Origin of the sequence: Sphingomonas pseudosanguinis, from assembly GCF_052056765.1 — a bacterium.
GTDB classification, from domain to species: domain Bacteria; phylum Pseudomonadota; class Alphaproteobacteria; order Sphingomonadales; family Sphingomonadaceae; genus Sphingomonas; species Sphingomonas pseudosanguinis.
In genome coordinates, this window is sequence record NZ_CP189888.1 from 1,957,598 (window position 1) to 1,978,849 (window position 21,252).

The following is a 21,252-nucleotide window of genomic DNA, read 5'->3' on the forward strand; positions in this document are numbered from 1 at the left end:
CGTTCACCCGCCTCAATAATCGAAACGCAGCGTCGCCATCACGCTGCGCGGTGCGGCGTAGAAGGCCTGGCCGTATTTCAGCGTGCCGAGATATTTCGCATTGGTCACGTTGCGCACATTCACGCTCGCGCGGACATGGTCGATCACCCGGATGCTGCCCAGCAGGTCGAGCGTGGCATAGGCATCCTGCACCACCGGCACCGCCTGCCCGGCCGCATTGACCGCGCCGTTGGTGTTGCTGATCCGGCTCTGATAGCGGAACTGACCGCCCAGCTTCAGGTCGTTCAGCTGCTCGATGCTGTAGGTCGCGGCCAGCTTGAACGTGTCGCGCGGGATGAAGCTGCGCGCGCGGATGCCGTCGCCATCCTCGATCTGGAGATGGGTGAAGCCGCCTGACACCAGCCAGCGATCGGTCATCCGCCCCGCCACCTCGACTTCGAAGCCCTTCGAGATCGAGTCCTGCCCGGTGTAATAGCTGAAACCCTCAGGCCCATTGGTCCCGTTGAACTGCCCCGCGAACAGCGCCAGCCCCTTCTGCTCGGCGCGGAACACCGCCGCCGAGCCATAGAGGCGACCGCCCATCCACTCGCCCTTCAGCCCCGCCTCGATGCTGGTGCCGCTGGCGGGGTCGAGGCGGCGGTTGGTGATGTCGACCTCGCGTTGCGGATTGAAGATGTTGGTGTAGCTCGCATAGGCGGTCAGGTGGCTGGTCAGGTCATAGAGCAGGCCGGCATAGGGACTGACCCGGCTGTTGTTACGCGCCTGATCGGTGCCGTAGGACAGGCCCGAGCTCTTCAGCCAGATCGCGGTCGCGCCGACCACGCCCTTCAGCCGGTCGGTCAGGTTCAGATGCATCGCGCCGTACGCGCGGGTCAGCAGGTCGCGCGTGTCCGCCTGTTGCGCCATCGGACTGTAGCCGATCTGCGGCGCGCGGAAATTGGCGAGGTCGCGAACATCGCCATAGTCGACGAACGCCAGGCCGTTGCCGGCATATTGCTCACCGTCCGAACGTCCGTTCGACACACCGAAGGCCAGCTGGTGATCGCGCCCAAACAGCGACACGCTGCCCGAGGCATAGCCGTCGAACAGAAGCTGGTCGTAGTTGGAGTCGTACCGCCCGGTCTGCCCCTGCATGCCCCGCCCGGTCGTCCGTTCGGGCAGGCCAAAGGCATAGAGCAGCCGCGCGCTTTCCTCGAACCGGCGATAGGTGACGACACCGCGCACCGCCCAGTCGCCGCCCGGCTTCCACGCCAGCTCGCCAAAGGCGGTCTGGTCGATGGTATTCCAATAGGTCCAGTCGGCCGAGGTCGAAGCCGAGCGGGCATAATCGATCCGCGTCCCGTCCGAATAGGTCAGCGGTAGCGCGCCCCACAGTACCCCGCGCGAACGATTGTCCTGTCGCGAATAGCCGAGCGTCGCGGTCAGCGCCGGGGTCACGTCCCAGGCGAGCAACCCCGCCATGACGTCGCGATTGACGTGGTTATAGTCGAGATAGCTGTCGCGCTCCTCATGCGCGCCGATCACCCGCGCCCGCAGCGCGCCGTTCGTCGTCAACGGCCCCGAGACATCGCCTTCCAGCCGCCACATGTTGAACGAGCCGAGATAGGCCGAGCCATTGGCCTGGAAGCCGGTCGTCGGGCGCTTGCGCAGGAAGTTGATCGTCGCGGACGGATTGCCGACGCCCGTCATGATCGCGTTCGCCCCGCGTACCGCCTCGACCCGGTCGAACAGCACGGTGTCGAGGTCGCTGGTCTGGATGCTGTAGAACAGCGGCAGGCCGATGCCGTCGAACTGGAAATTGGTGATGTCGAACCCGCGCGAGTTGAACTCGGTCCGGTCGGTCTCGGTCCGCTCGACATTGATGCCGACCGTTTGGGTCAACAGGTCCTGGACATTGGTCAGCGCAAAATCCTCGATCCGCTGACGGTCGATCACCGTCACCGACTGCGGCGTTTCGCGCAGCGACAGCGACAGGCCGGTCGGCGAAGCGCTTTGCTGATCCCCCGCCTGCGCGACGCGGGCGCCGGTGACGATGATGTCGTTGTCGCGTTGCGGATCATTGGCCGGAGCCGTCTCCGCCGCCAGTGCCGGTGCACCAATCACGGCCGATGCGACACCGGCCAGCAGGCCTGCCAACAGGCTGCGCTTCATACTTCCTCCGCTGCTGTCTCTCACCCGTTCGGGGGTTCGGCAGCGGCTTTAGGGATACCACTAATGATAATCAATCGCATATTTACGTTGCCATGTCGGCGACGCTACCCGGCGCGCCAGGCGCGGCCAAGCCGCCCGGAGCGCCGGGTGATCCGCCCTACCCCATCGTGATGGCCGGTTCCCCCGCCGCGACGGTCGCGGTGGCGAGCGTCACCACCGGCGCATCGGGTGTCGAGACGCTGCGCACCGCGTGGAAGCGCGTCTGCCAGGCATCGCGGCGCACCTCGCAGATCGAATAGCCGCGCCGGTCGGCGGTGTATTTCAGATAGGGGTTGTTCGCCATGATCCGGTCATTGCCCTTGCGGACATCGGCCCCGTCTCCGCCCGAGGAGATGGAGGTGGTGACGAACTCCACCGCCTTGGCCGCGCCGTTGCCGCCTTGCGTCCGCAATTCGCCGGCGAAGGTCTGATGCTCGTCGCCGGTCAGGACCACGGCGTTGCGACCGCCCAGCATCGCCAGCAGCCGCTCGCGTGGGCCGTCATAGCCGCCCCAGCTGTCCATGTTGCGGATCGCCGCCGGCGCATCGTCGGTACGGCGGTCGAGCGGCATGACCATCACCTGCTGCGCGATGGCGTTCCACCGCGCCTCACCTTTGGCGAGATTGGCCGCCAGCCATTTTTCCTGCGCATCGCCCATAACCTGCGCCGCCGGGTCACGCACCCCGGCACAGACCGGCTTGAAGCCATCGTCGCAGGGCTGATCGCTACGGAAGCTGCGGGTATCGAGCAGATGCAGGTCGAGCAGATTGCCGATCCGTGCGCGGCGATAGGCGGTCACCCCCGACGGCGTCGGCATCGCGGCACGCCGGACCGGCATATGCTCATACCAGGCTTGGAGCGCCATCGCGCGACGCAGCGCGAAATCCTCGGGCGGCGTGCCCTCCTGATCGATCAGGCCGACCCAGTTATTCTCGACCTCATGATCGTCGAAGGTCGGGAACCATGCGGCGGCGGCGTGCGCGGCCTGAAGGTCGGTATCCAGCTTGTACTGGGCGTAGCGCCGGCGGTAATCGGCGAGATCGAACAGCTTCTGCCCGACATGCTCGCGCACGAACCGGCGCGGCTGTCCGTCATAGCCGAACGCGAGCGGGGAATCGCGGCCCTCATAGATATAGTCGCCATAATGTAAGACGAAGTCGGGCGCTTCCTCGGCCATGTGGCGATAGGCGGTGTACAGCCCGTCCTCATAGGCCTGGCACCCGACGACCGCAAAGCGGACCCGGTCCAGCGGCGCACCGGCAGGCGGCAAGGTCCGCGCCATGCCCCGCGCCGACCGTTCGCCGCCGATCTGGAAGCGATACCAATAGGGTCGCGCCGGCTCCAGGCCCGTCACCTCGACATGGACCGAATGGGCCAGTTCGGGCCGGGCCAGCGCCGTGCCCTTCGCGACGACATCGCGCATCCCCTCGTCGCGCGCCACCTGCCAGTCGACCGCGACCGGCGCCATCGGCATGCCGCCATGCTCGGCGAGCGGATCGGGGGCGAGCCGCGTCCAGATCACGAAGCCGTCCGCCGCCGGATCACCCGCCGCGATCCCCAGCCGAAACGGATAGGCGGCGAATAGCTGCTGCGCGCGCAGGACGGCCGGCGCGGCCCCGAGCAGTATCGCACCGCCAAGCACATGACGTCGGGTGAACAGGGTCATGCCGTGGCTCCGAACAGGCGACGATGACGAGCGCTGGGAGGGCGCATGAGGGGATACTCCAACCAAAAGCTGAGCAAATACAGGATATGATGTTACACGCGCATGACAGACCGCGTTCACGTCATGACAAATGCGTCATCCTGCCATGGGATATTGACTGCCTAGGCAATCATTGCCAAGGCAGCGATATGGTGACGCAGCAACCCGACTCCTATGACCCCGAACGCTCGGTCGGCTATCTGACCAAGCGTGTGTTCCAGCTCGCCCGGATCGGCATGGAGCCGATCTTCGAGCATGAGGAAGTCACGCACGTCCAATGGACCGCGCTGATGGCGCTTCTCTACGATCTGGCGGGGACGGCGGCGGAATTGTCGCGTCATCTGTGTCACGACACTGGTGCCACCACCCGGATCGTCGACACGCTGGAGGAGCACGGCCTGATCGAGCGGAGCCGCTGCACCGAGGATCGCCGCGTCGTGCGGCTGAGCCTGACCGACGAAGGGCGCTCGGTCGCGCATCGCTGCAAGGAGAAGGTCGTGGCGCAATGGGATGTGTGGCTGTCCGACTGGGCACCCGAGGACGTCGAGCAGATGGTCGATTATCTTCTGCGACTGCGTAACAAGCTGGAGACGGTGGCATGAAGTGCTTCGCCCTCGCCATCGGCCTGTTGCTGGCCGGCTGTTCCGCGCCACAGACGCACCCCGCCGTCGCACCGATCGCCCCGGATCGGCTGGGCTTGGGCCTGGGCGACGCGCAGGCGCCGCTCGTCGCGGCCGACTGGTGGCGTGGCCTGGGCGATGCGCAGCTCGACCGGATCATGGCCGACGCGCTGGCGGGCAACCCCTCGCTCGACATCGCGCTCGCCCGCTTGCGGCAGGCGGAGTCGGTGCTGGCCAGCCGCCGTGCGGACAATGGCCCCGACGTCTCGCTGAACGCGCAGGAGCAATATAGCCGGATCTCGGGCCGCTACACGATCCCGCCACCCTTTGCCGGCACGACCCAGTGGCTGGGCCAGGCGCAGGCCAATCTGAACTGGACGATCGACCTGTTCGGGCGACAGGCCGCCGCCATCGACGCCGCGCGCGCCTCGACCCGTGCCGCCGCGCTCGACGTGACGGCGGCGCGGCTCGCCATCGCCAGCGCGGTGGCGCAGACCTATGTCGAACTGGCCCGCGCCGAGCAGCAGGCGGCCATCGCGCGCAGTACCATCGCGACGCGCAGCAATTCGCTGACGCTGATCCAGGCGCGAATCCGCAACAATCTGGCCAGCCAGCTCGACGCCACCGGCGCCCGGACGCTGCTCGCCCAGGCGCAGGTCGCGCTGGCGCGGGCGGAGGCGCAGACGGCCCTGTCGCGCAATGCATTGGCGGCACTGGCGGGACGCGGGCTGGACTATCCCGCCACCATCACGCCGACGCGGCTGGGCTTCGATACCGCGCTGCCCATGCCGGCGGCCGTGCCCGCCGATCTCCTCTCGCGCCGGCCCGACATCGCCGCCGCGCTCGCCCGGATCGAGGCGGCGAGCAAGGGCCAGGAGGTGGCGCGCAAGGCCTTCCTGCCCAACGTCAATTTGATGGCGCTGGCCGGCTTCCAGGCGGTGGGGCTCGGCAATCTGTTCACCACCGATGCCGCCACGGCGGGCGTCGGGCCGGCCATCCATCTGCCGATCTTCGACAGCGGACGGCTGCGCGCCGGCCTTGCCGGGGCGACCGCCGCGCTCGACTTGGCGACCGCCGACTATAACAACCGCGTCGTCGGCGCGGTGCGCGAGGCCGCCGATGCGGTGACGCGCAGCCGGACCATCGCCACCGAGCGGACACGACAGCGCGAGGTGGTACGCGGGTTGGCCGAGACCCGCCGCCTGAACGCCATTCGCGTGTCGAGCGGGCTGCAATCGCAGCTCGGGCTGATCGATCCCGACATCCGCCAGCTCGAAGCGCAGCAGGCCGACATCAATCTCGCCGCCGACGCGGTCCAGGCACGCATCGCGCTGGCCGTCGCGCTGGGCGGCGGTTTCTCCTCTTCCTCGCAAGGTATCACGCAATGAGCGACACCGAAGCCGCCCCCTCCCCCGCACCGGCCGCCCCCACGACCCAGGCCCCGACCGGCGGCAAGCCCAAGGCGCGCCGCCTGGGCCTGACCATCCTGATCGTCGTCGTGGTCCTCGTCGCGATCGTGTGGGCGGTGTTCCACTTCCTGCTCGCCAAGCCCGAGGAAGAGACGGACGACGCCTATGTCGCGGGCGACGTGGTGTCGATCACCGCGCGCGATCCGGGTACGGTGCTGGCCATCCATGCCGACAATACCCAGACGGTGAAGGCCGGTGCGCCGCTGATCGACCTCGATCCGGCCACCGCCGATGTCGGGCTGGCCTCGGCCGCCGCACAGCTGGCGCAGGCGGTGCGCGCGACCCGCGCCGACTTCACCAAGGTCAACCAGAGCGGCGCGGCGATCGTGCAGGCGCAGGCCGAGCTGGCCCGCGCCCAGTCCGACTATGCCCGCCGCCGGGGTGCCGCCGCCGAGGGCGCGGTATCGGGCGAGGAGCTGTCGCACGCCGCCGATGCGGTGAAGGTCGCCACCGCCAATCTGAACCTCGCCCGTGCGCAGGCCGCCCAGGCCAGGACCGCCGTGCAGGGGACCCAGGTCGGCACCAACCCCGCCGTGATGGCCGCCATCGCCGCCTATCGCCGCGCCGCGATCACCCGCAACCATATGCACATCATCGCGCCCATCGACGGCGTCGTCGCACAGCGCACCGTGCAGGTCGGCCAGCAGGTCGCCGCCGGAACCCCGCTGATGGCGGTGGTGCCGCTTGACCGGCTGTGGGTCGACGCCAATTTCCGCGAGACGCAGCTGAAGGACCTGCGCATCGGCCAGCCCGCGACCATCGTCGCCGACATGTATGGCGGCAAGATCGTCTATCATGGCAAGGTCATCGGCCTGGGCGCGGGCAGCGGCAACGCCTTCGCGCTGCTGCCCCCGCAGAACGCCAGCGGCAACTGGATCAAGATCGTCCAGCGCGTGCCGGTACGCATCGGCCTGAACGCCAATGAACTGCGCCAGAACCCGCTGCGCGTCGGCCTGTCCGCGACCGTCACGGTCGACACCGCCGACCAGCGCGGCCCACGTATCGGCACGGCGGCGACCCAGGCCTATCGTACCCCCGCCACCGATGCGAACGACCCGGCGGTCGAGGCCCGGATCGCGCAGATCATCGCGGCCAATCGCTGATGGCCGGCGCCCCTTCCCAGGGCGCGGGGGCGGGCCCGGCGCCGCTGACAGGCCCAGCGCTGGCGCTCGTCGCCTTCGCGCTGGCGCTGGGCACCTTCATGCAGGTGCTCGATTCGACCATCGCCAACGTCTCGCTGCCGACCATCGCGGGCAATCTGGGCGTCAGTTCGGACAATTCGACCTGGGTCGTCACCGCCTTCGCCGTCGCCAACGGCGTGGCGGTGCCTCTGACCGGCTGGCTGATGGGCAAGTTCGGCGTGGTGCGCACCTTCTGCGTCTCGGTCCTGCTGTTCACCATCGCCTCCTTCCTGTGCGGCATCGCGTGGAACCTGTCCTCGCTGATCGGCTTTCGCGTGCTGCAGGGTGCAGTGTCGGGGCCGATGATCCCGGGCAGCCAGGCACTGCTGATCTCGATCTTCCCGCCGCAGAAGCGATCGACCGCGCTCGGCATCTGGTCGATGACCACGCTCGTCGCGCCGATCATGGGGCCGATCCTGGGCGGCTACATCTCCGACAATTATCACTGGAGCTGGATCTTCCTGATCAACGTGCCGGTCGGCCTGTTCTGCGCGGGCGTGTGCTGGCGCGGGCTGTCCGCTCGCGAAACGCCGACCCGCAACCTGCCGATCGACAAGGTCGGCCTCATCATGCTGGTCGTCTGGGTCGGTGCGCTGCAGATGATGCTCGACCTCGGCAAGAATGACGACTGGTTCCATTCGACCCGTATCGTCGTCATGACGATCATCGCGGTCGTCGGCTTCATCGCTTGGCTGATCTGGGAGCTGACCGACGCCAATCCGGCGGTCGACCTGTCGCTGTTCAAAGGGCGGAATTTCGCCATCGGCACCCTCGCCTTTTGTCTCGGCTATGCGGTGTTTTTCGCCAACACGCTGCTTCTGCCGCTCTGGCTCCAGACGCAGCTGGGCTATACGGCGACCTGGGCGGGGCTTGTCGCCGCGCCCAGCGGCGCGGTCGCGGTGGTGCTGACGCCCTTCGTCGCGCGGCTGTCGGGCAAGGTCGATGCGCGGATCATGGCGACGATCGCCTTCGCCGCGTTCGGCGTGTCCTATTGGATGCGCTCGGGCCTCAATACCCAGGCGAGCTTCGGCGACTTCGTCCTGCCGCTGATGGTGCAGGGTATCGCGATGAGCACTTTCTTCCTGGCGATGCTGACCATCGCGCTGGACGGTGTGCCGCAGGCGCGTATCCCCTCGGCGACCGGTATCTCGAACTTCGCGCGGATCACGGCGGGCAGCTTCGCCGCCTCGCTGACCACGACCATGTGGGACCGGCGCGAGGCGCTGCACCAGGCGCATCTGGCCGAGGCGATCGGGCAGAACCCGGTCTGGCACATGGCGCGGATGGGGCTGAACCATCTCGGGCTGACCGATACCCAGGCCGCCGCCGCCGTCACGCGCCAGATGGTGGGCCAGGCCTATCTGCTCGCCTCGACCGACATCTTCTATGTCTCGGCCTGGCTGTGCATCGTGCTGGCGGCACTGACATGGTTCACCCGGCGACCCAAGCCGCATGACGGCCCGATCGCGGCGGACTAGATTATTCCTCCCCTGCAAGGGGAGGTGGCAGTCCGCAGGACTGACGGAGGGGTGTCACCGCTGCTGGGGACACCCCTCCACCATGCTCCGCATGGTCCCCATCCCCTTGCAGGGGAGGAATGCATTGCCCTTAGCCGTCAGCTTGCTACGCTCTCCCAAAAGGGAGACGGATGATGCTGAAAACGCTGATGATGATCGCGCTGGTCGCGGCGGTACAGGCACCCTCCGACCCGCATCTGCCCACAAAGGTCGTCGACACTGTCGCCCCCACCCTGCCCGCCGGCATCGCGCGCGGCGTGCTGATCGTCTCCAAGACCAATGGCTGGCGGCATTTCGAGCATATCCCGCATTCCAACGCGGTCCTGGCCGACATCGCCAAGCGGCTGGGCCGCGCGAGCTACACCACCGAAAACGCGGCGGTTTTCAACGACAATCAGCTGCGTCATTTCTCGGTGGTAGTGCTGAACAGTGCCAGCGGCGACTTTCTGACGCCCGAACAGCAGGCCGCCTTCGCGCGCTTCGTCGCACGCGGCGGCGGTGTCGTGGCGCTCCATGCCGCCGGGGACGATAGCCACAAGACGCCGTGGTACGCCGATACGATCATCGGTACGACCTTCATCGGCCACCCCAACGGCCCCGACCATATCCAGACCGCACAGGTGACCGCGACGCAACCGCGCCATCCGATCCTGGCGGGCGTCACCTTGCCCTGGGTCGCACGCGACGAATGGTACAGCTTCGACCGCAACCCCGCCGCGCAAGGCATGACCGTGCTCGCCCAGGTGGACGAGAACAGCTATCGCCCCGGCGAAAAGCTCCGCATGGGCGCGCACCACCCGGTCATGTGGATCAATCCGCGCACCAGGGGGCGAGTCTTCTACTCCGCACTGGGGCATGAGCCGCAGCTGTACGACGATCCGTCCTATCGCCGCATCCTGACCAACGCGATCCGCTGGGCGGCGCGCTGATCGGCGGGATCAGCATTCGACGACGTTCACCGCCAGACCGCCCAGACTGGTTTCCTTATACTGCGACTTCATGTCCTCGCCGGTCTGGCGCATCGTCTCGATCACCTGATCGAGGCTGACGATGTGCCGGCCGTCGCCGTGCAGCGCCAGATAGGCGGCGTTGATGGCCTTGATCGCGCCCATCGTGTTGCGCTCGATACAGGGAATCTGCACCAAGCCGCCGATCGGGTCGCAGGTCAGGCCCAGATTATGCTCCATGCCGATCTCGGCCGCATTCTCGACCTGTGCCGGACTGCCGCCCAGCGCTGCCGCCAGCCCGGCCGCCGCCATCGAGCAGGCCACGCCGACCTCGCCCTGACAGCCCATTTCCGCCGCCGAGATCGATGCGCGCTTCTTGTAGAGCATCCCCACCGCCGCCGCCGTCAGCAGCAGCGTGCGCGTCCCGTCGCGCGTCGCGCCGTGGACGAAGGCCTCATAATAGCGCAGCACCGCCGGGATCACGCCCGCCGCCCCGTTGGTCGGCGCGGTGACGACGCGGCCGCCCGCCGCATTCTCCTCATTGACCGCCAGCGCCCACAGGCTGACCCATTCGAACACCAGGCTGGGGTCGGTACGTGGCCCGCGGTCGAGCAGCTTCTGCTTGATCGCCTGCGCGCGCCGTTGGACCTTCAGCCCGCCGGGCAGGATACCCGAGGCGGCACAGCCACGCTCGATCGAGGCGCACATCGCATCGCGCACCCGGTCGAGAAAGGCATCGGTCTCGCCATCCTCCCGCCACGCCGCCTCGTTCGCCCGCACGATCTGCGCGATCGACAGTCCCGTCTCCGCCGTACGTTCGAGCAGCTCGGCACCCGAGGCGAAGGGATGCGCCAACCGCCTGTTGGTCTTCATCGGCTCGGCGCCCTCCATGCGGATCGCGCCGCCCCCGATCGAATAGAAGCGCCGGACGACGGCGCTGCCATCGGACAGGAAGGCGGTGAAGACCATGCCGTTCGGATGCGCCGGCAGGAAGCCGGGGCGGAACAGCAGATCCTCCTCGCAATCGAACGCCAGCGCATGCCGCCCGTCGAGCATGATTTGGTTCGTGTCGCGGATGGTGGCGAGCATCGTCTCGATCGCATCGGGATCGATCGCCTCGGGCGTCTCGCCCGCCAGCCCCAGCAGGACCGCGCGGTCGCTATGGTGTCCCCGCCCCGTCAACGATAGCGAACCGAACAATTCGGCCTGCACCCGGTCCGGCACCAGCCCGGTGTCGAGCATCTCGGTCGCAAAGGCCTTGGCCGCGCGCATCGGTCCGACCGTGTGCGAACTCGACGGCCCGATGCCGATGGTGAACAGCTCCGTCACGCTGACCGCGGCGACGCTGTCCTCGGCTCGTGATGGCGTGGCGGCGGGAATGGCGGGCAGGGTCAAGATCGTTCCAATTGTTACGAGTTGGCCCGACATAACCCATGCCCATCCGACTGGCCACCCGTTACCGCCTGCCCGGCGGTTCAGGCGAGCGGTGCGAGGATCGCGAAGGATTCCTTGTCGAGCGGCTCATGGAACTGGCACCCCGCCGCGAAGTCGGTCGCCCAGACGACTCGGGCGATCACCTGCCCGATCTTGGGCAGACGCAGGCCGATCGTCATACCGCATTGCAGCTCGGTATAGGTTTCGAGCCGTGCGCCATGGGCGGAAATGTCCAGCACCTTGCACAGCGCGCGCGCCATGCCGTCGCTTTCATATTCGGTCTCGACCGCCACCGCCGCACGCTTCGACCGGCGGCGGCTTGGAGGTTGCAAGGGTTCGAATTCAGCGGCGAACATGGCTCGAAGCTAAAGCAGGCTGGTTAACACATCGCAAAGGAATTTTGCCGCCACAGCGTCTTACGCAAAAAAAGCCCGGCGCTCCGCGAGGAAGCACCGGGCCTTTGTCCAGCGACGCCGAATGGCGTGCGGGCGATTACTTGCGGAGCGTGAGACCGCCACCGAAACGCTTGTTGAAGCGCGCGACCTGACCGCCGGTGTCGAGCATCTGGCCACGGCCACCGGTCCAGGCCGGGTGCGCCAGCGGATCGATGTCGAGCTGCATCGTGTCGCCTTCCTTGCCCCAGGTGGAGCGGGTTTCGAACACGGTGCCGTCGGTCATCTGCACCTTGATCATGTGATAGTCGGGATGCGTGTCGGTCTTCATGATATTGCTCCGGAAATGGCTGGTTCCGACCAGCCTGAAAGCGGGAAGCGCGGCCCATAGCGGACCGCGCTCCGTTAGTCAAAACCGCGACCGCTTACGCCTCGGCGGGCGGGTCGGCGATCATCGCGGTGAAATGGGCTTCCGCCACGACCACGCCGTCGATCTTGGCGACGCCGGCGAACTTGCAGACGCGGGTTCGCTTCGACACGAACTCGACCTCCAGATGGAGGAGGACGCCGGGTTCGACGGGCTTGCGGAACTTCACGCCGTCGATCGACATGAAGTAGACGAGCTTACCCGAGTTCGCGAGGCCCAGGCTTTCCACGCCCAGGACGCCGGCGGCCTGCGCCAGCGCCTCGACGATCAACACGCCCGGCATGATCGGACGGCCGGGATAATGGCCCTGGAAAAAGGCCTCGTTGATCGTCACGGCCTTCACCGCGCGGATCGACGTGTCGAGGATCAGCTCCTCGACACGATCGACCAGCAGCATCGGGTAACGATGCGGGATGGCCGCCATGACCCGGGTAACATCCATCGGGCCGATGACGGTCTTCGCCCCGTCGGTCGTCGGGTCAGTCATTGGGTCAGTCATCGACCGAAATTACCGGCCGCTGTTCTGACGGCGCGCCGGGGCCGCTGCGGGTGCGGCGGCGGGGGCCGGTGCGTTGGCCGGGGTCGCGGCCTGCTGGCCACCCTGGCCCGGCTGCCAGTTGGCGGGCGGCGTGATGCTGACGGTCGGGACCAGCTTGTCCAGCTCGGCGGTCACGGCCGTGGTGATGTCGGCGGTCGGCTGCATGAACAGCACGGCCTGCGGGCTGACCAGCAGGCTGACATTCTTGGCGCGCACGGCGTTCTGCACCGCTTCGCCCAGACGCGCCTGGAGCTGCTCGACCGCATAGGTTTGCGCACGGACCGCCGGCTGGGTCAGGCGCTGCAGTTCCTGGTTCGCCGCCTGCTGGCGGGTCTCGATCTGCTCGGCCTGGGTGCGCAGCGCGGCCTGGTTGGCGTTGGGCTGCGAACGCGCGGTCTGGAACGCCTGGACCAGCGGCTCCAGCTCGCGGGTCAGCGCGGTGCGGCGCGTCTCGGCCTGGTCGAGCTGGGTCTTGTAGGTGGTCTCGATCTGCTGGCGGGCGGCGGCCCAGGCGCGCGAACCGGCGATCGCGCCCTGCGGATCGGCGACGGCGACACCGTTGACCTGCGCCTGCGCGCTGGTCGCGACGGTGGCGGCCGGGGCCACCAGGGCCGCCGCGAGGAGGAGCTTGGAAATCGTCTTCATCAGAACTGCGTCCCTACGTTGAAAGTGATGAGCTTGGGGTCGTCGCCCGGCTGCGTGACCAATGCCTTGGCCAGGTCGATGCGCAGCGGTCCAAATGGTGAATTCCAGTTCACGCCGATACCGATCGACACGCGCGGCTTCCACGTGCCGCCGTAGAATTCCTCGAGGGTGTAATTGGTGTTCTGGACCGCGGTGTTGACCGACGTGCCGGTGCAGGCACCACCCAGGGTCGACGAGAACCCGACCGGGCAGGTCGTCTGCAGGCCGGCGTTCGGATCGGTCGTTCCCGCTGCGGGTGTGGGCACCTGATACAGCGGCCGCCCCTGCTGATCGGTCGCCGCGATCGGCGCCAGAGTGGGCGAACCATCCTTGTTGAACAGCAGCTTGCCATTCGCATCCTTCGCCTGCGGGAAGCCCAGCGAGGGGAGCGGACGGGTGATGCCCCACAGGCTGCCCGCCTGGACATAGATGCTGGGCCGCAGACCCATTTCACGGGCGCCCGAACCGAGCGGCAGTTCCAGTTCGGCACGCGCCAGATAATAAGCGCGGCCGCCCAGTGCGTCATCGAAGAACCGCTGGCGATCCGTCTCGCGCGTCTGCGTGCCGTCTGCCGCCACATTGTACGGGATACGCAGCACGCGCGGGCCGACGCCACGGATGTCGAAACCGCGGAACTGTGGCTCGCCCAGATAGAAACGGTCGACGATACGGACCGGATCGATACCGGGACCACGGCTCTTTTCCAGCGAGTGGATATAGCCGCCCTCGCCCAGCACCGAGAACACGAAGCCCTTGCCCAGGCCCATAAACTTGGCGCCCTCGGCGCGCGTGCGGATATATTTCACGTCGCCGCCCAGACCGGCGAAGTCCTGGCTCAGCGAGAAGCGATGACCGGCGGTCGGACGCAGGCGGCTGTTCAGGCTGTCGAAGATCAGCGAATAGCCGATCGACGAGGTCCAGCGGTTGCCGACCGAGTCGCAGAAATAGCGGCCCACCTGCTGGAAGTTACAGCTGCCATCGGCATTGAAGAAATCGCGCGCCAGGCCGACCTCGTCATAGCTGAGGCCATAGCGGCCCGACAGCGACCAATATTCGGTCAACGGCACGCCGGCACGGACCTGGAAGCCGGTCGAGACCTGGGTGTAGGTCGTCTGACGCGACCCCAGGTTGAAGTTGAACGAGTTGAAGTCGCGGCGGAACACGTCGACGCCCAGCGCGATATTCTTGTCGAACACATAAGGCTCGGTGAAGCCCAGTTCGATCGACTTCTGATAGGCCGAATAATTCACGCCGGCGCGCAGTTCCTGCCCCTTGCCGCGGAAGTTGCGCTGGGTGATGTTCGCCTGGACGATGAAGCGCTCGAGCGACGAGTAACCGGCCGACAACTGGAGCGAGCCGGTCGACTGTTCCTCGACATTGGTTTCGAGGACAATGCGGTCGGGCGTCGAGCCGGGGTTCTGCTTGATCTCCAGCTTTTCCTGGAAATAGCCGAGCGAGTTGATGCGGTCCTGGCTGCGGCGGACCTGGAAGCTGTTGAAGGCGTCGCCCTCGGCCACGCGGATTTCGCGGCGGACGACCTTGTCCTGCGTCTGCGTGTTGCCGTTGATGTCGATGCGCTCAATATAGGTCCGCTTCGCCTCGGCGATGTTGAACGTGATCGACATGGTCAGCGTGTCCTTGTCACGCTGGAAGTCGGGGTTCACATCGGTGAAGGCATAGCCGAACAGGCCAGCGGTCTGGCTGAGGCTGTCGATCGAGTCCTCGACCAGCTTGGCGTTGTACCAGTCGCCCTTCTTCATCGGCAGCGACGCGGCGAGCTTGGTATTGTCGAAGTCGCGGATCTGGCTGTCGACCTTCACATCGCCGAACTTATAGCGCGGACCTTCCTCGACCACATAGGTGATGATGAAGTCGCGCTTGTCGGGCGTCAGCTCGGCGACCGCGCTGGTCACGCGGAAATCGGCATAGCCGTTGGTCAGATAGAATTGGCGCAGCTTCTGCTGGTCGGCCGCGAGGCGATCCTGATCATAGCTGGTCGCCGAGGACAGGAAACGGAACCAGCGCGACTGCTTGGTGAACATCGCGCCGCGCAGTTCGTCGTCCGAGAATTTCTCGTTGCCGATGATGTTGATCTGGCGGACCTTGGACTTCGGCCCCTCGCTGATCTCGAACACGATGTCGACCCGGTTCTGGTCGAGATTGACCATCTTCGGCTCGACCACCGCGCCGAACCGGCCCTGGCGGCGATACAGCTCGACGATGCGCGCCACGTCCTGGCGGACGGCGGTGCGGGTGAAGATCTGCCGCGGCGCGAGCTTGATCTCCTTCTTGATCTTGTCGTCCTTCAGGCGCTTGTTGCCCTCCAGGATCACCCGGTTGATGATCGGGTTTTCGCGGACGCGCAGGACGATGTCGCCGGTCTCGACGCCCGAGATCGAATAGTCGGCGAACAGCTCCGACGCCTGCAGATCCTTCAGTGCTTGGTCGAGCGTTTCAGGCGTATAGGGAATGCCCTGTCGCAGCTTGGTGTAGGAGAGCACCGTCTCCGGCTCGATACGCTGCGCGCCTTCGACCCGCAGCGTCTTGATCACTCGCTGCGGCGCCGGTGCGGCCACCTGGGTCGCGGTCGTCTGCGGCGCGGCACCGGCCGGCGCGACCTGCGCCATGACGGGAACACCCGACAGCATCGTGCCCGCCAGCAGCATGGCGCCTGCGCGCACAGTCTTCATACCCGTCATTGCTGTCACCAAACCCACCCCAGAAAAGTCGAACCGACCCCTGTCGTACTCGCGCCCTGCCCCATCGGCGTCACCCGATCAAGCCGGCGATATTCTTCCAAAGCCCCAAATTGCCCAGATCGTTGAACGTCACGAACAGCATCAGAGCCAGGATCGCGATCAAACCGCCGCGAAACGCCCATTCCTGAGCCGCCGGCTCCAGGGGGCGTCGCCGCACGGCTTCGATCGCATAAAAGAAAAGATGGCCGCCATCCAGCATCGGCACTGGCAACAGGTTGATGAACCCCAGATTGATGGACACCAGGGCCACGAAGAAAACAAAGGCGTCGAGGCCCAGTGACATCTGCTCGCCCGACACCTTGGCGATCGAGACGGGGCCGCCCAGTTCCTTGACCGATCGGCGGCCGGAAATCACCTGCCCCAGCGTCTCGACCATCATGCGGACGATCTCACCAGTCCGCTTCACCGCCACGACCGGCGCGCGCAGCAGGCCGACCGGCTGGACGTCGATCGTGCCAGCGCCGCGCAGGCCCAGTCGGCCGACGCGATATTCGTTGCCGAAGCGGTCGCGCTGCTGATCGGTGCCGATGGTCGTCGACGTGGTGAAGGGCGTGCCGTTCCGCGTCGCGGCGATCGTCACGCGCTCGCCGGCGCGAATCTGCACATAGCGTGCGATGTCGGCGAAGTCGGTGACCTCCCGGCCGTCGATCGCGGTGACCCGGTCGCCCGGCTTCAGTCCGGTCGCGGCCGCCGCGCTGCCCGGCATCACCTGTCCGACGACCGGCGGGATCACCACTTCGCCATAGGCATAGGCGAAGCCCGCGAGGATCAGGATGGCGGCGAAGAAGTTGATCGCCGGCCCCGCCGCGACGATGATCGCGCGCTCCCATACCGGCTTGGCCTGGAAGGTGCGCGCGCGCTCCTCGGGGGGCAGCGACAGCCAGGCCGCGTCCGCCTGGCTGGCCGGGTTCATGTCGCCGGCGAATTTCACATAGCCGCCCAGCGGCAGCCAGCCGATCTTCCACCGCGTGCCGCGCTTATCGGTGAACCCGGCGATCTCGCGACCGAAGCCGATCGCGAACGTCTCGGCCTTCACGCCGAACCAGCGGCCGGCAAGATAATGCCCCATCTCGTGAACGAACACGAGCGGACCGAGCGCGCAAACAAAGGCCAGGATGGTCAGCAACAGGCCGGGGGTTTCGATCAAACGATGCAATCCTCTACGCGCTCGCCCGCCAAGACCCTCGCCTCCGCATCGATCGCGATCACCGCGTCGAGCGTTTCCGGCGGGGCCGGGTTGTAGCGATGGAGAACATCCTCGACGATTGCGGCAATTTCGAGGAAGCCGATGCGCTTGCCGAGAAAAGCCGCCACCGCGATTTCGTTGGCGGCGTTCAGAATGGCCGGTGCCGCCCCGCCCGCTTCCAGCGCGGCACGCGCAAGCCGCAGCGCGGGGAAGCGTACCGGATCGGGCGCGGCGAAGTCCATCCGCCCCAACGCGATCAGGTCGAGCGGCGCCATCGGCGTCGGCATCCGGTCGGGCCAGGCCAGGCAATGCGCGATCGGTACGCGCATGTCCGACGGCCCCAGCTGCGCCAGCATCGAGCCGTCGATATAATCGACCGCCGAATGGATCACCGATTGCGGGTGCAGCACGATCTCGATCCGGTCGGAGGGGACCGGGAACAGGCGGGCGGCCTCGATCAGTTCCAGCCCCTTGTTCATCATCGTCGCCGAGTCGACCGAGATCTTGGCGCCCATCGACCAGTTGGGATGCGCCACCGCCTGTTCGGGGGTGACACGGCGCATGTCCTCGGTCGTCCAGGTGCGGAACGGTCCGCCGCTGGCCGTCAGGACGATCCGGCGCACCCGTTCGGGGCGGTCGAAGTCGAAGCACTGATAGATGGCGTTGTGCTCGCTGTCGGCCGGGAGCAGCGTCGCCCCCGCCTTGGCCGCCGCCGCCAACACCACCTCGCCCGCCGAGACCAAAGGCTCCTTGTTGGCCAGCACCACCGTACCGCCATTGGCGATGGCGGCCATGGCCGGCTCGAGCCCGGCGCAGCCCACGATCGCGCCCATGGTCCAGTCGGCATGCAGCGCCGCCGCCTCGATCACCGCCGTACGCCCCCCCGCCACGCGGGTCTCAGTGCCGGCCAGCGCGTCGCGCAGATCGGGCAGACAGCTTTCGTCCGCCACGACCGCCAGCTCGGCATGGGTCCGCCGGGCTGCGGCGGCCAGCTTGGCCACGTCGCAATTGGCGGTCAGCGCGCGGACACGGTAACGGTCCGGCTCACGCTCGATCAGGTCGAGGGTCGAGGTGCCGACCGATCCGGTCGCCCCCAAAATGGTTACGCTGCGCATCAGAACAGGTCCGGCAGGAAGATCAGAAGAGCCGCGATCGGCGCGACCGGCACGATACCGTCCAGCCGGTCCATCACGCCGCCATGGCCGGGCAGCACATTGCCGCTATCCTTGACCCCGGCCCGCCGCTTGAGCGCGCTTTCGAACAGGTCGCCGCCCTGCGCCAGCACCGCCAGGACGGGGGTCGCGATGACGAGATGCAGCGGCAAACCATGCGCCCAGCGCATGACGGCCGCGAGCAGCGTCGCCGCCGCCACGCCGCCGATCAGGCCGGACCAGGTCTTGGCGGGGCTGATCTTGGGCGCGAGCTTCGGCCCGCCGAACTGCCGCCCGACGAAGAAAGCGCCGCTGTCGCAGGCCCAGACCAAGGCCATCGCCCAGAGCGACAGCGCGAGCCCATCGACATGCAGCCGAATGGCGAGCAGCGACAGGACCGGCAGACCGACATAGAGCGCGCCCGCGCCATATTCGGGCCGTCGCGAAATGATCGTCAGGAAGAAGAAGGCGGCCGCGATCAGCCCGAGTGCGAAAAAGCCCGGTCCGGCGGCCAGCCCCGGCGCCATGATCGCCAGCGGCACCGACAAGGTGAACTGCGCCAGCCGCTTGCGCGCTCGGTCCACCTTCAACAGGTCGGACCACTCGGCCATCATGAACAGCCCGACGACGACGGCGAGCAGCCAGAAGGCCAGCCCGCCCAGCGCCAGACAGAGGCTGGCCACCGCGATCATCACGATGCTGGCCAACACCCGCTTGGTCAGGTTGGACATGCCGGCAGCCGGCGGCGTTGCCGGCCCTTCGACCGGCGTCGCGGCGGGATCGATCTGGGGATCGGTCACAGGCCGCCGAAACGCCTGTGTCGCCGTCCGAACTCGGCGACCGCATCGGCCAGCGCGGTTTCGTCGAAATCGGGCCAGAGCGTGTCGACGAACAACAACTCGGCATAGGCCGCCTGCCACAGCAGGAAGTTGGACAGGCGCTGTTCGCCAGAGGTGCGGATCACCAGATCGAGCGGCGGCAGGCCGTTGGTCTGCAACTCGCCCTCGATCGCCTCCGGCGTGATCGCATCGGCCGTCATCTCACCCGCCGCGACCTTGCTGGCCAGCCGCCGTGCGGCCTCGACCAGTTCGGCCTGCGCACCGTAATTCAGCGCGATGGCCAGGATCGGGCCGCTATTGCCCGCCGTGCGCACGATCGCATCGTCGATCATCGCGACCAGATCGGCGGGGAAGCGGCGATAATCGCCGATCACCCGCAGCCGGACATTGTCCGACACCAGCTCGGCCAGATCCTTGCGCAGGAAGATGCGCAGCAGACCCATCAGGTCGCTGATCTCGGTCTCGGGCCGCCGCCAATTCTCCGACGAGAAGGCGTAGAGCGTCAGCGCCTCGATCCCCATCGCCCGCGCCGCACGCGCGATGCGGCGCACGGCATCGACCCCGGCCTTGTGACCGGCGAAGCGGGGCAGCAGACGGCGTTTGGCCCAGCGGCCATTGCCGTCCATAATGATCGCGACGTGACGCGGGACCGCACCCGTATCGGGCACGGCCACCAGCGACCCCAGAGCCGTCTGGGCCGAGGCGGCCGGAGGACTCACTTGCCCAGGATTTCCTTTTCCTTGGCCGCCGCCGCCGCATCCAGCTCGGCGATGGTGGCGTCGGTCAGCTTCTGCACCTCGGTCTCGTGGCGCTTGCGCTCGTCCTCGCCGAAGACGCCCTTCTTCTCGTCGACCTTCAGGCTGTCCATGCCGTCGCGACGCACGTTGCGCACGGCGATGCGCGCGCCCTCTGCGTACTTGCCGGCCAGCTTGGCGAGGTCCTTGCGGCGCTCCTCGGTCAGGTCGGGGATCGGCAGGCGCAGCGTCTGACCGTCATTGATCGGGTTCAGGCCCAGACCCGCCGAGCGGATCGCCTTTTCGACCGACGACACGTTCGAGCGGTCCCAGACCTGCACCGACAGCATGCGCGGCTCGGGGGCGGAAACGGTCGCGACCTGGTTCAGCGGCATGTGGCTGCCATACACCTCGACCGTCACCGGATCGAGCAGCGCGGTCGAGGCGCGGCCGGTGCGCAGACCGTTCAGGTCGTGCTTTAACGACTCCACCGCGCCCTGCATGCGGCGTTCGAGATCGGACTTGTCATAAGCGGCCATGGTTTACGCTCCTTGGTTCTGGACGATCGTCGACACGCCTTCGCCGGCAAGCACGGCACCGAAATTGCCATGCTGGCGGATGTTGAAGACGACGATCGGGATATTGTTGTCGCGGCACAGCGCGATGGCCGAGGCGTCCATGACCTTCAGGTCATCGGACAGAACCTTGGAATAGCTGACCGTTTCATACCGGGTCGCGGTTGGCACCTTCTTCGGGTCCGCATCATAGACGCCGTCTACGCTGGTGCCCTTGAATAGCGCGTCGCACTTCATCTCGGCGGCCCGCAACGCGGCACCGCTGTCGGTGGTGAAGAAGGGCGAGCCGACACCGGCGGCGAAGATCACCACGCGGCCCTTTTCCAGATGCCGCTCGGCGCGGCGACGGATGAAGGGTTCGCACACGCTCGCCATCGGGATGGCCGACTGGACGCGGGTGTCGACGCCGATCTGCTCCAGCGCGTTCTGGACGGCCAGCGCGTTCATCACGGTCGCCAGCATGCCCATATAATCGGCGGTCGCCCGCTCGATGCCCTTGGCCGCCGCCGACAGACCGCGGAAGATATTGCCGCCACCGACGACGACGCACAGCTCATAGCCCTTGGCCCGCACATCGGCGATCTCCTGCGCGACACGCGCGGTGATCTCCGGCGAGATGGCCAGGCCCCCCTCGCCCATCAGGACCTCGCCCGACAATTTGAGGAGAATGCGTTTAAAGGGCGGGGTGGTCATCGTTTCTCGGATCTTGGTCATGAAAGTGGCGCGGACCTTAGGCGGCGTCAGGGCGGCGGGCAACCGTGGAGCGGCGGGTTGCGGGGATTTTCGTGGGACGCACGCAAGCGACCCCGGCCCATGACCCCACCCCCGTTCAGGCTGAGCGAAGTCGAAGCCCATGCGGCTCCGTTCATCGCGTGCCCTTCGACTTCGCTCAGGGCGAACGGAG

The 21,252-nt window shown here is 67.0% G+C and carries 19 protein-coding genes; 5 read left to right on the forward strand and 14 right to left on the reverse strand.

What is annotated here, in order from left to right:
* Window positions 1-12 precede the first annotated feature (12 nt).
* Both ACQHGV_RS08855 and ACQHGV_RS08860 read right to left on the reverse strand, forming a co-directional pair.
* The gene (locus ACQHGV_RS08855; protein ID WP_440977918.1) at window positions 13-2,151 is read right to left on the reverse strand and encodes a TonB-dependent siderophore receptor; all 2,139 of its coding nucleotides are present in this window, start codon (window positions 2,149-2,151) and stop codon (window positions 13-15) included.
* Between the two features lie 157 nt (window positions 2,152-2,308).
* The gene (locus tag ACQHGV_RS08860; RefSeq protein ID WP_440977919.1) at window positions 2,309-3,856 is read right to left on the reverse strand and encodes an alkaline phosphatase D family protein; all 1,548 of its coding nucleotides are present in this window, start codon (window positions 3,854-3,856) and stop codon (window positions 2,309-2,311) included.
* Window positions 3,857-4,044: 188 nt separating this feature from the next.
* On the opposite strand from ACQHGV_RS08860, the gene ACQHGV_RS08865 reads away from it, so the two are divergent.
* The 5 genes from ACQHGV_RS08865 (at window position 4,045) to ACQHGV_RS08885 (ending at window position 9,611) form a co-directional block, all read left to right on the forward strand.
* A complete protein-coding gene (locus tag ACQHGV_RS08865; protein WP_440977920.1) occupies window positions 4,045-4,497 on the forward strand; it encodes a MarR family winged helix-turn-helix transcriptional regulator in 453 nt (150 codons plus the stop codon).
* Window positions 4,494-5,903 carry an efflux transporter outer membrane subunit gene (locus tag ACQHGV_RS08870; protein WP_440977921.1) on the forward strand — a complete coding sequence of 470 codons (1,410 nt, stop codon included), beginning with the start codon at window positions 4,494-4,496 and terminating at the stop codon, window positions 5,901-5,903. The genes ACQHGV_RS08865 and ACQHGV_RS08870 overlap by 4 nt, the downstream gene beginning before the upstream one ends.
* Window positions 5,900-7,087 (forward strand): efflux RND transporter periplasmic adaptor subunit, encoded by a 1,188-nt coding sequence (locus ACQHGV_RS08875; protein ID WP_440977922.1) that lies wholly within the window; start codon window positions 5,900-5,902, stop codon window positions 7,085-7,087. Before ACQHGV_RS08870 ends, ACQHGV_RS08875 begins: the two co-directional genes overlap by 4 nt.
* Window positions 7,087-8,643, forward strand: a complete 1,557-nt coding sequence (locus tag ACQHGV_RS08880; RefSeq protein WP_440977923.1) for a DHA2 family efflux MFS transporter permease subunit — start codon at window positions 7,087-7,089, stop codon at window positions 8,641-8,643. The genes ACQHGV_RS08875 and ACQHGV_RS08880 overlap by 1 nt, the downstream gene beginning before the upstream one ends.
* A gap of 170 nt (window positions 8,644-8,813) precedes the next feature.
* Window positions 8,814-9,611 carry a ThuA domain-containing protein gene (locus ACQHGV_RS08885; RefSeq protein WP_440977924.1) on the forward strand — a complete coding sequence of 266 codons (798 nt, stop codon included), beginning with the start codon at window positions 8,814-8,816 and terminating at the stop codon, window positions 9,609-9,611.
* 9 nt (window positions 9,612-9,620) lie between these two features.
* Here the strand turns inward: ACQHGV_RS08885 and ACQHGV_RS08890 are convergent, their stop codons facing one another.
* The 12 genes from ACQHGV_RS08890 to pyrH form a co-directional block, all read right to left on the reverse strand.
* The gene (locus ACQHGV_RS08890) at window positions 9,621-11,024 is read right to left on the reverse strand and encodes an L-serine ammonia-lyase (RefSeq protein WP_440977925.1); all 1,404 of its coding nucleotides are present in this window, start codon (window positions 11,022-11,024) and stop codon (window positions 9,621-9,623) included.
* An 80-nt stretch (window positions 11,025-11,104) separates the two neighbouring features.
* Window positions 11,105-11,419, reverse strand: coding sequence for a PilZ domain-containing protein (locus tag ACQHGV_RS08895; protein ID WP_183951863.1), 315 nt, complete (start codon window positions 11,417-11,419; stop codon window positions 11,105-11,107).
* Window positions 11,420-11,555: 136 nt separating this feature from the next.
* Window positions 11,556-11,786: a 50S ribosomal protein L31 gene (rpmE, locus tag ACQHGV_RS08900; protein ID WP_007404343.1), complete on the reverse strand. Its 231-nt coding sequence runs from the start codon at window positions 11,784-11,786 to the stop codon at window positions 11,556-11,558.
* 94 nt (window positions 11,787-11,880) lie between these two features.
* Window positions 11,881-12,369 carry a 3-hydroxyacyl-ACP dehydratase FabZ gene (gene fabZ, locus ACQHGV_RS08905; protein ID WP_440977926.1) on the reverse strand — a complete coding sequence of 163 codons (489 nt, stop codon included), beginning with the start codon at window positions 12,367-12,369 and terminating at the stop codon, window positions 11,881-11,883.
* Between the two features lie 21 nt (window positions 12,370-12,390).
* A complete protein-coding gene (locus ACQHGV_RS08910; protein WP_409790773.1) occupies window positions 12,391-13,065 on the reverse strand; it encodes an OmpH family outer membrane protein in 675 nt (224 codons plus the stop codon).
* The gene (gene bamA, locus ACQHGV_RS08915; protein WP_409790771.1) at window positions 13,065-15,803 is read right to left on the reverse strand and encodes an outer membrane protein assembly factor BamA; all 2,739 of its coding nucleotides are present in this window, start codon (window positions 15,801-15,803) and stop codon (window positions 13,065-13,067) included. The genes ACQHGV_RS08910 and bamA overlap by 1 nt, the downstream gene beginning before the upstream one ends.
* Before the next feature lie 70 nt (window positions 15,804-15,873).
* Window positions 15,874-17,010 (reverse strand): RIP metalloprotease RseP, encoded by a 1,137-nt coding sequence (rseP, locus tag ACQHGV_RS08920; RefSeq protein ID WP_440977927.1) that lies wholly within the window; start codon window positions 17,008-17,010, stop codon window positions 15,874-15,876.
* Window positions 17,007-18,164, reverse strand: coding sequence for a 1-deoxy-D-xylulose-5-phosphate reductoisomerase (locus ACQHGV_RS08925; protein WP_440977928.1), 1,158 nt, complete (start codon window positions 18,162-18,164; stop codon window positions 17,007-17,009). Before ACQHGV_RS08925 ends, rseP begins: the two co-directional genes overlap by 4 nt.
* Window positions 18,164-18,931 (reverse strand): phosphatidate cytidylyltransferase, encoded by a 768-nt coding sequence (locus ACQHGV_RS08930; RefSeq protein ID WP_440980176.1) that lies wholly within the window; start codon window positions 18,929-18,931, stop codon window positions 18,164-18,166. Before ACQHGV_RS08930 ends, ACQHGV_RS08925 begins: the two co-directional genes overlap by 1 nt.
* A 65-nt stretch (window positions 18,932-18,996) precedes the next feature.
* A complete protein-coding gene (locus ACQHGV_RS08935; RefSeq protein WP_440980177.1) occupies window positions 18,997-19,713 on the reverse strand; it encodes an isoprenyl transferase in 717 nt (238 codons plus the stop codon).
* A 41-nt stretch (window positions 19,714-19,754) separates the two neighbouring features.
* Window positions 19,755-20,312: a ribosome recycling factor gene (gene frr, locus ACQHGV_RS08940; protein WP_440977929.1), complete on the reverse strand. Its 558-nt coding sequence runs from the start codon at window positions 20,310-20,312 to the stop codon at window positions 19,755-19,757.
* A gap of 3 nt (window positions 20,313-20,315) precedes the next feature.
* Window positions 20,316-21,041 (reverse strand): UMP kinase, encoded by a 726-nt coding sequence (pyrH, locus tag ACQHGV_RS08945; protein WP_183951869.1) that lies wholly within the window; start codon window positions 21,039-21,041, stop codon window positions 20,316-20,318.
* Window positions 21,042-21,252: the final 211 nt, after the last annotated feature.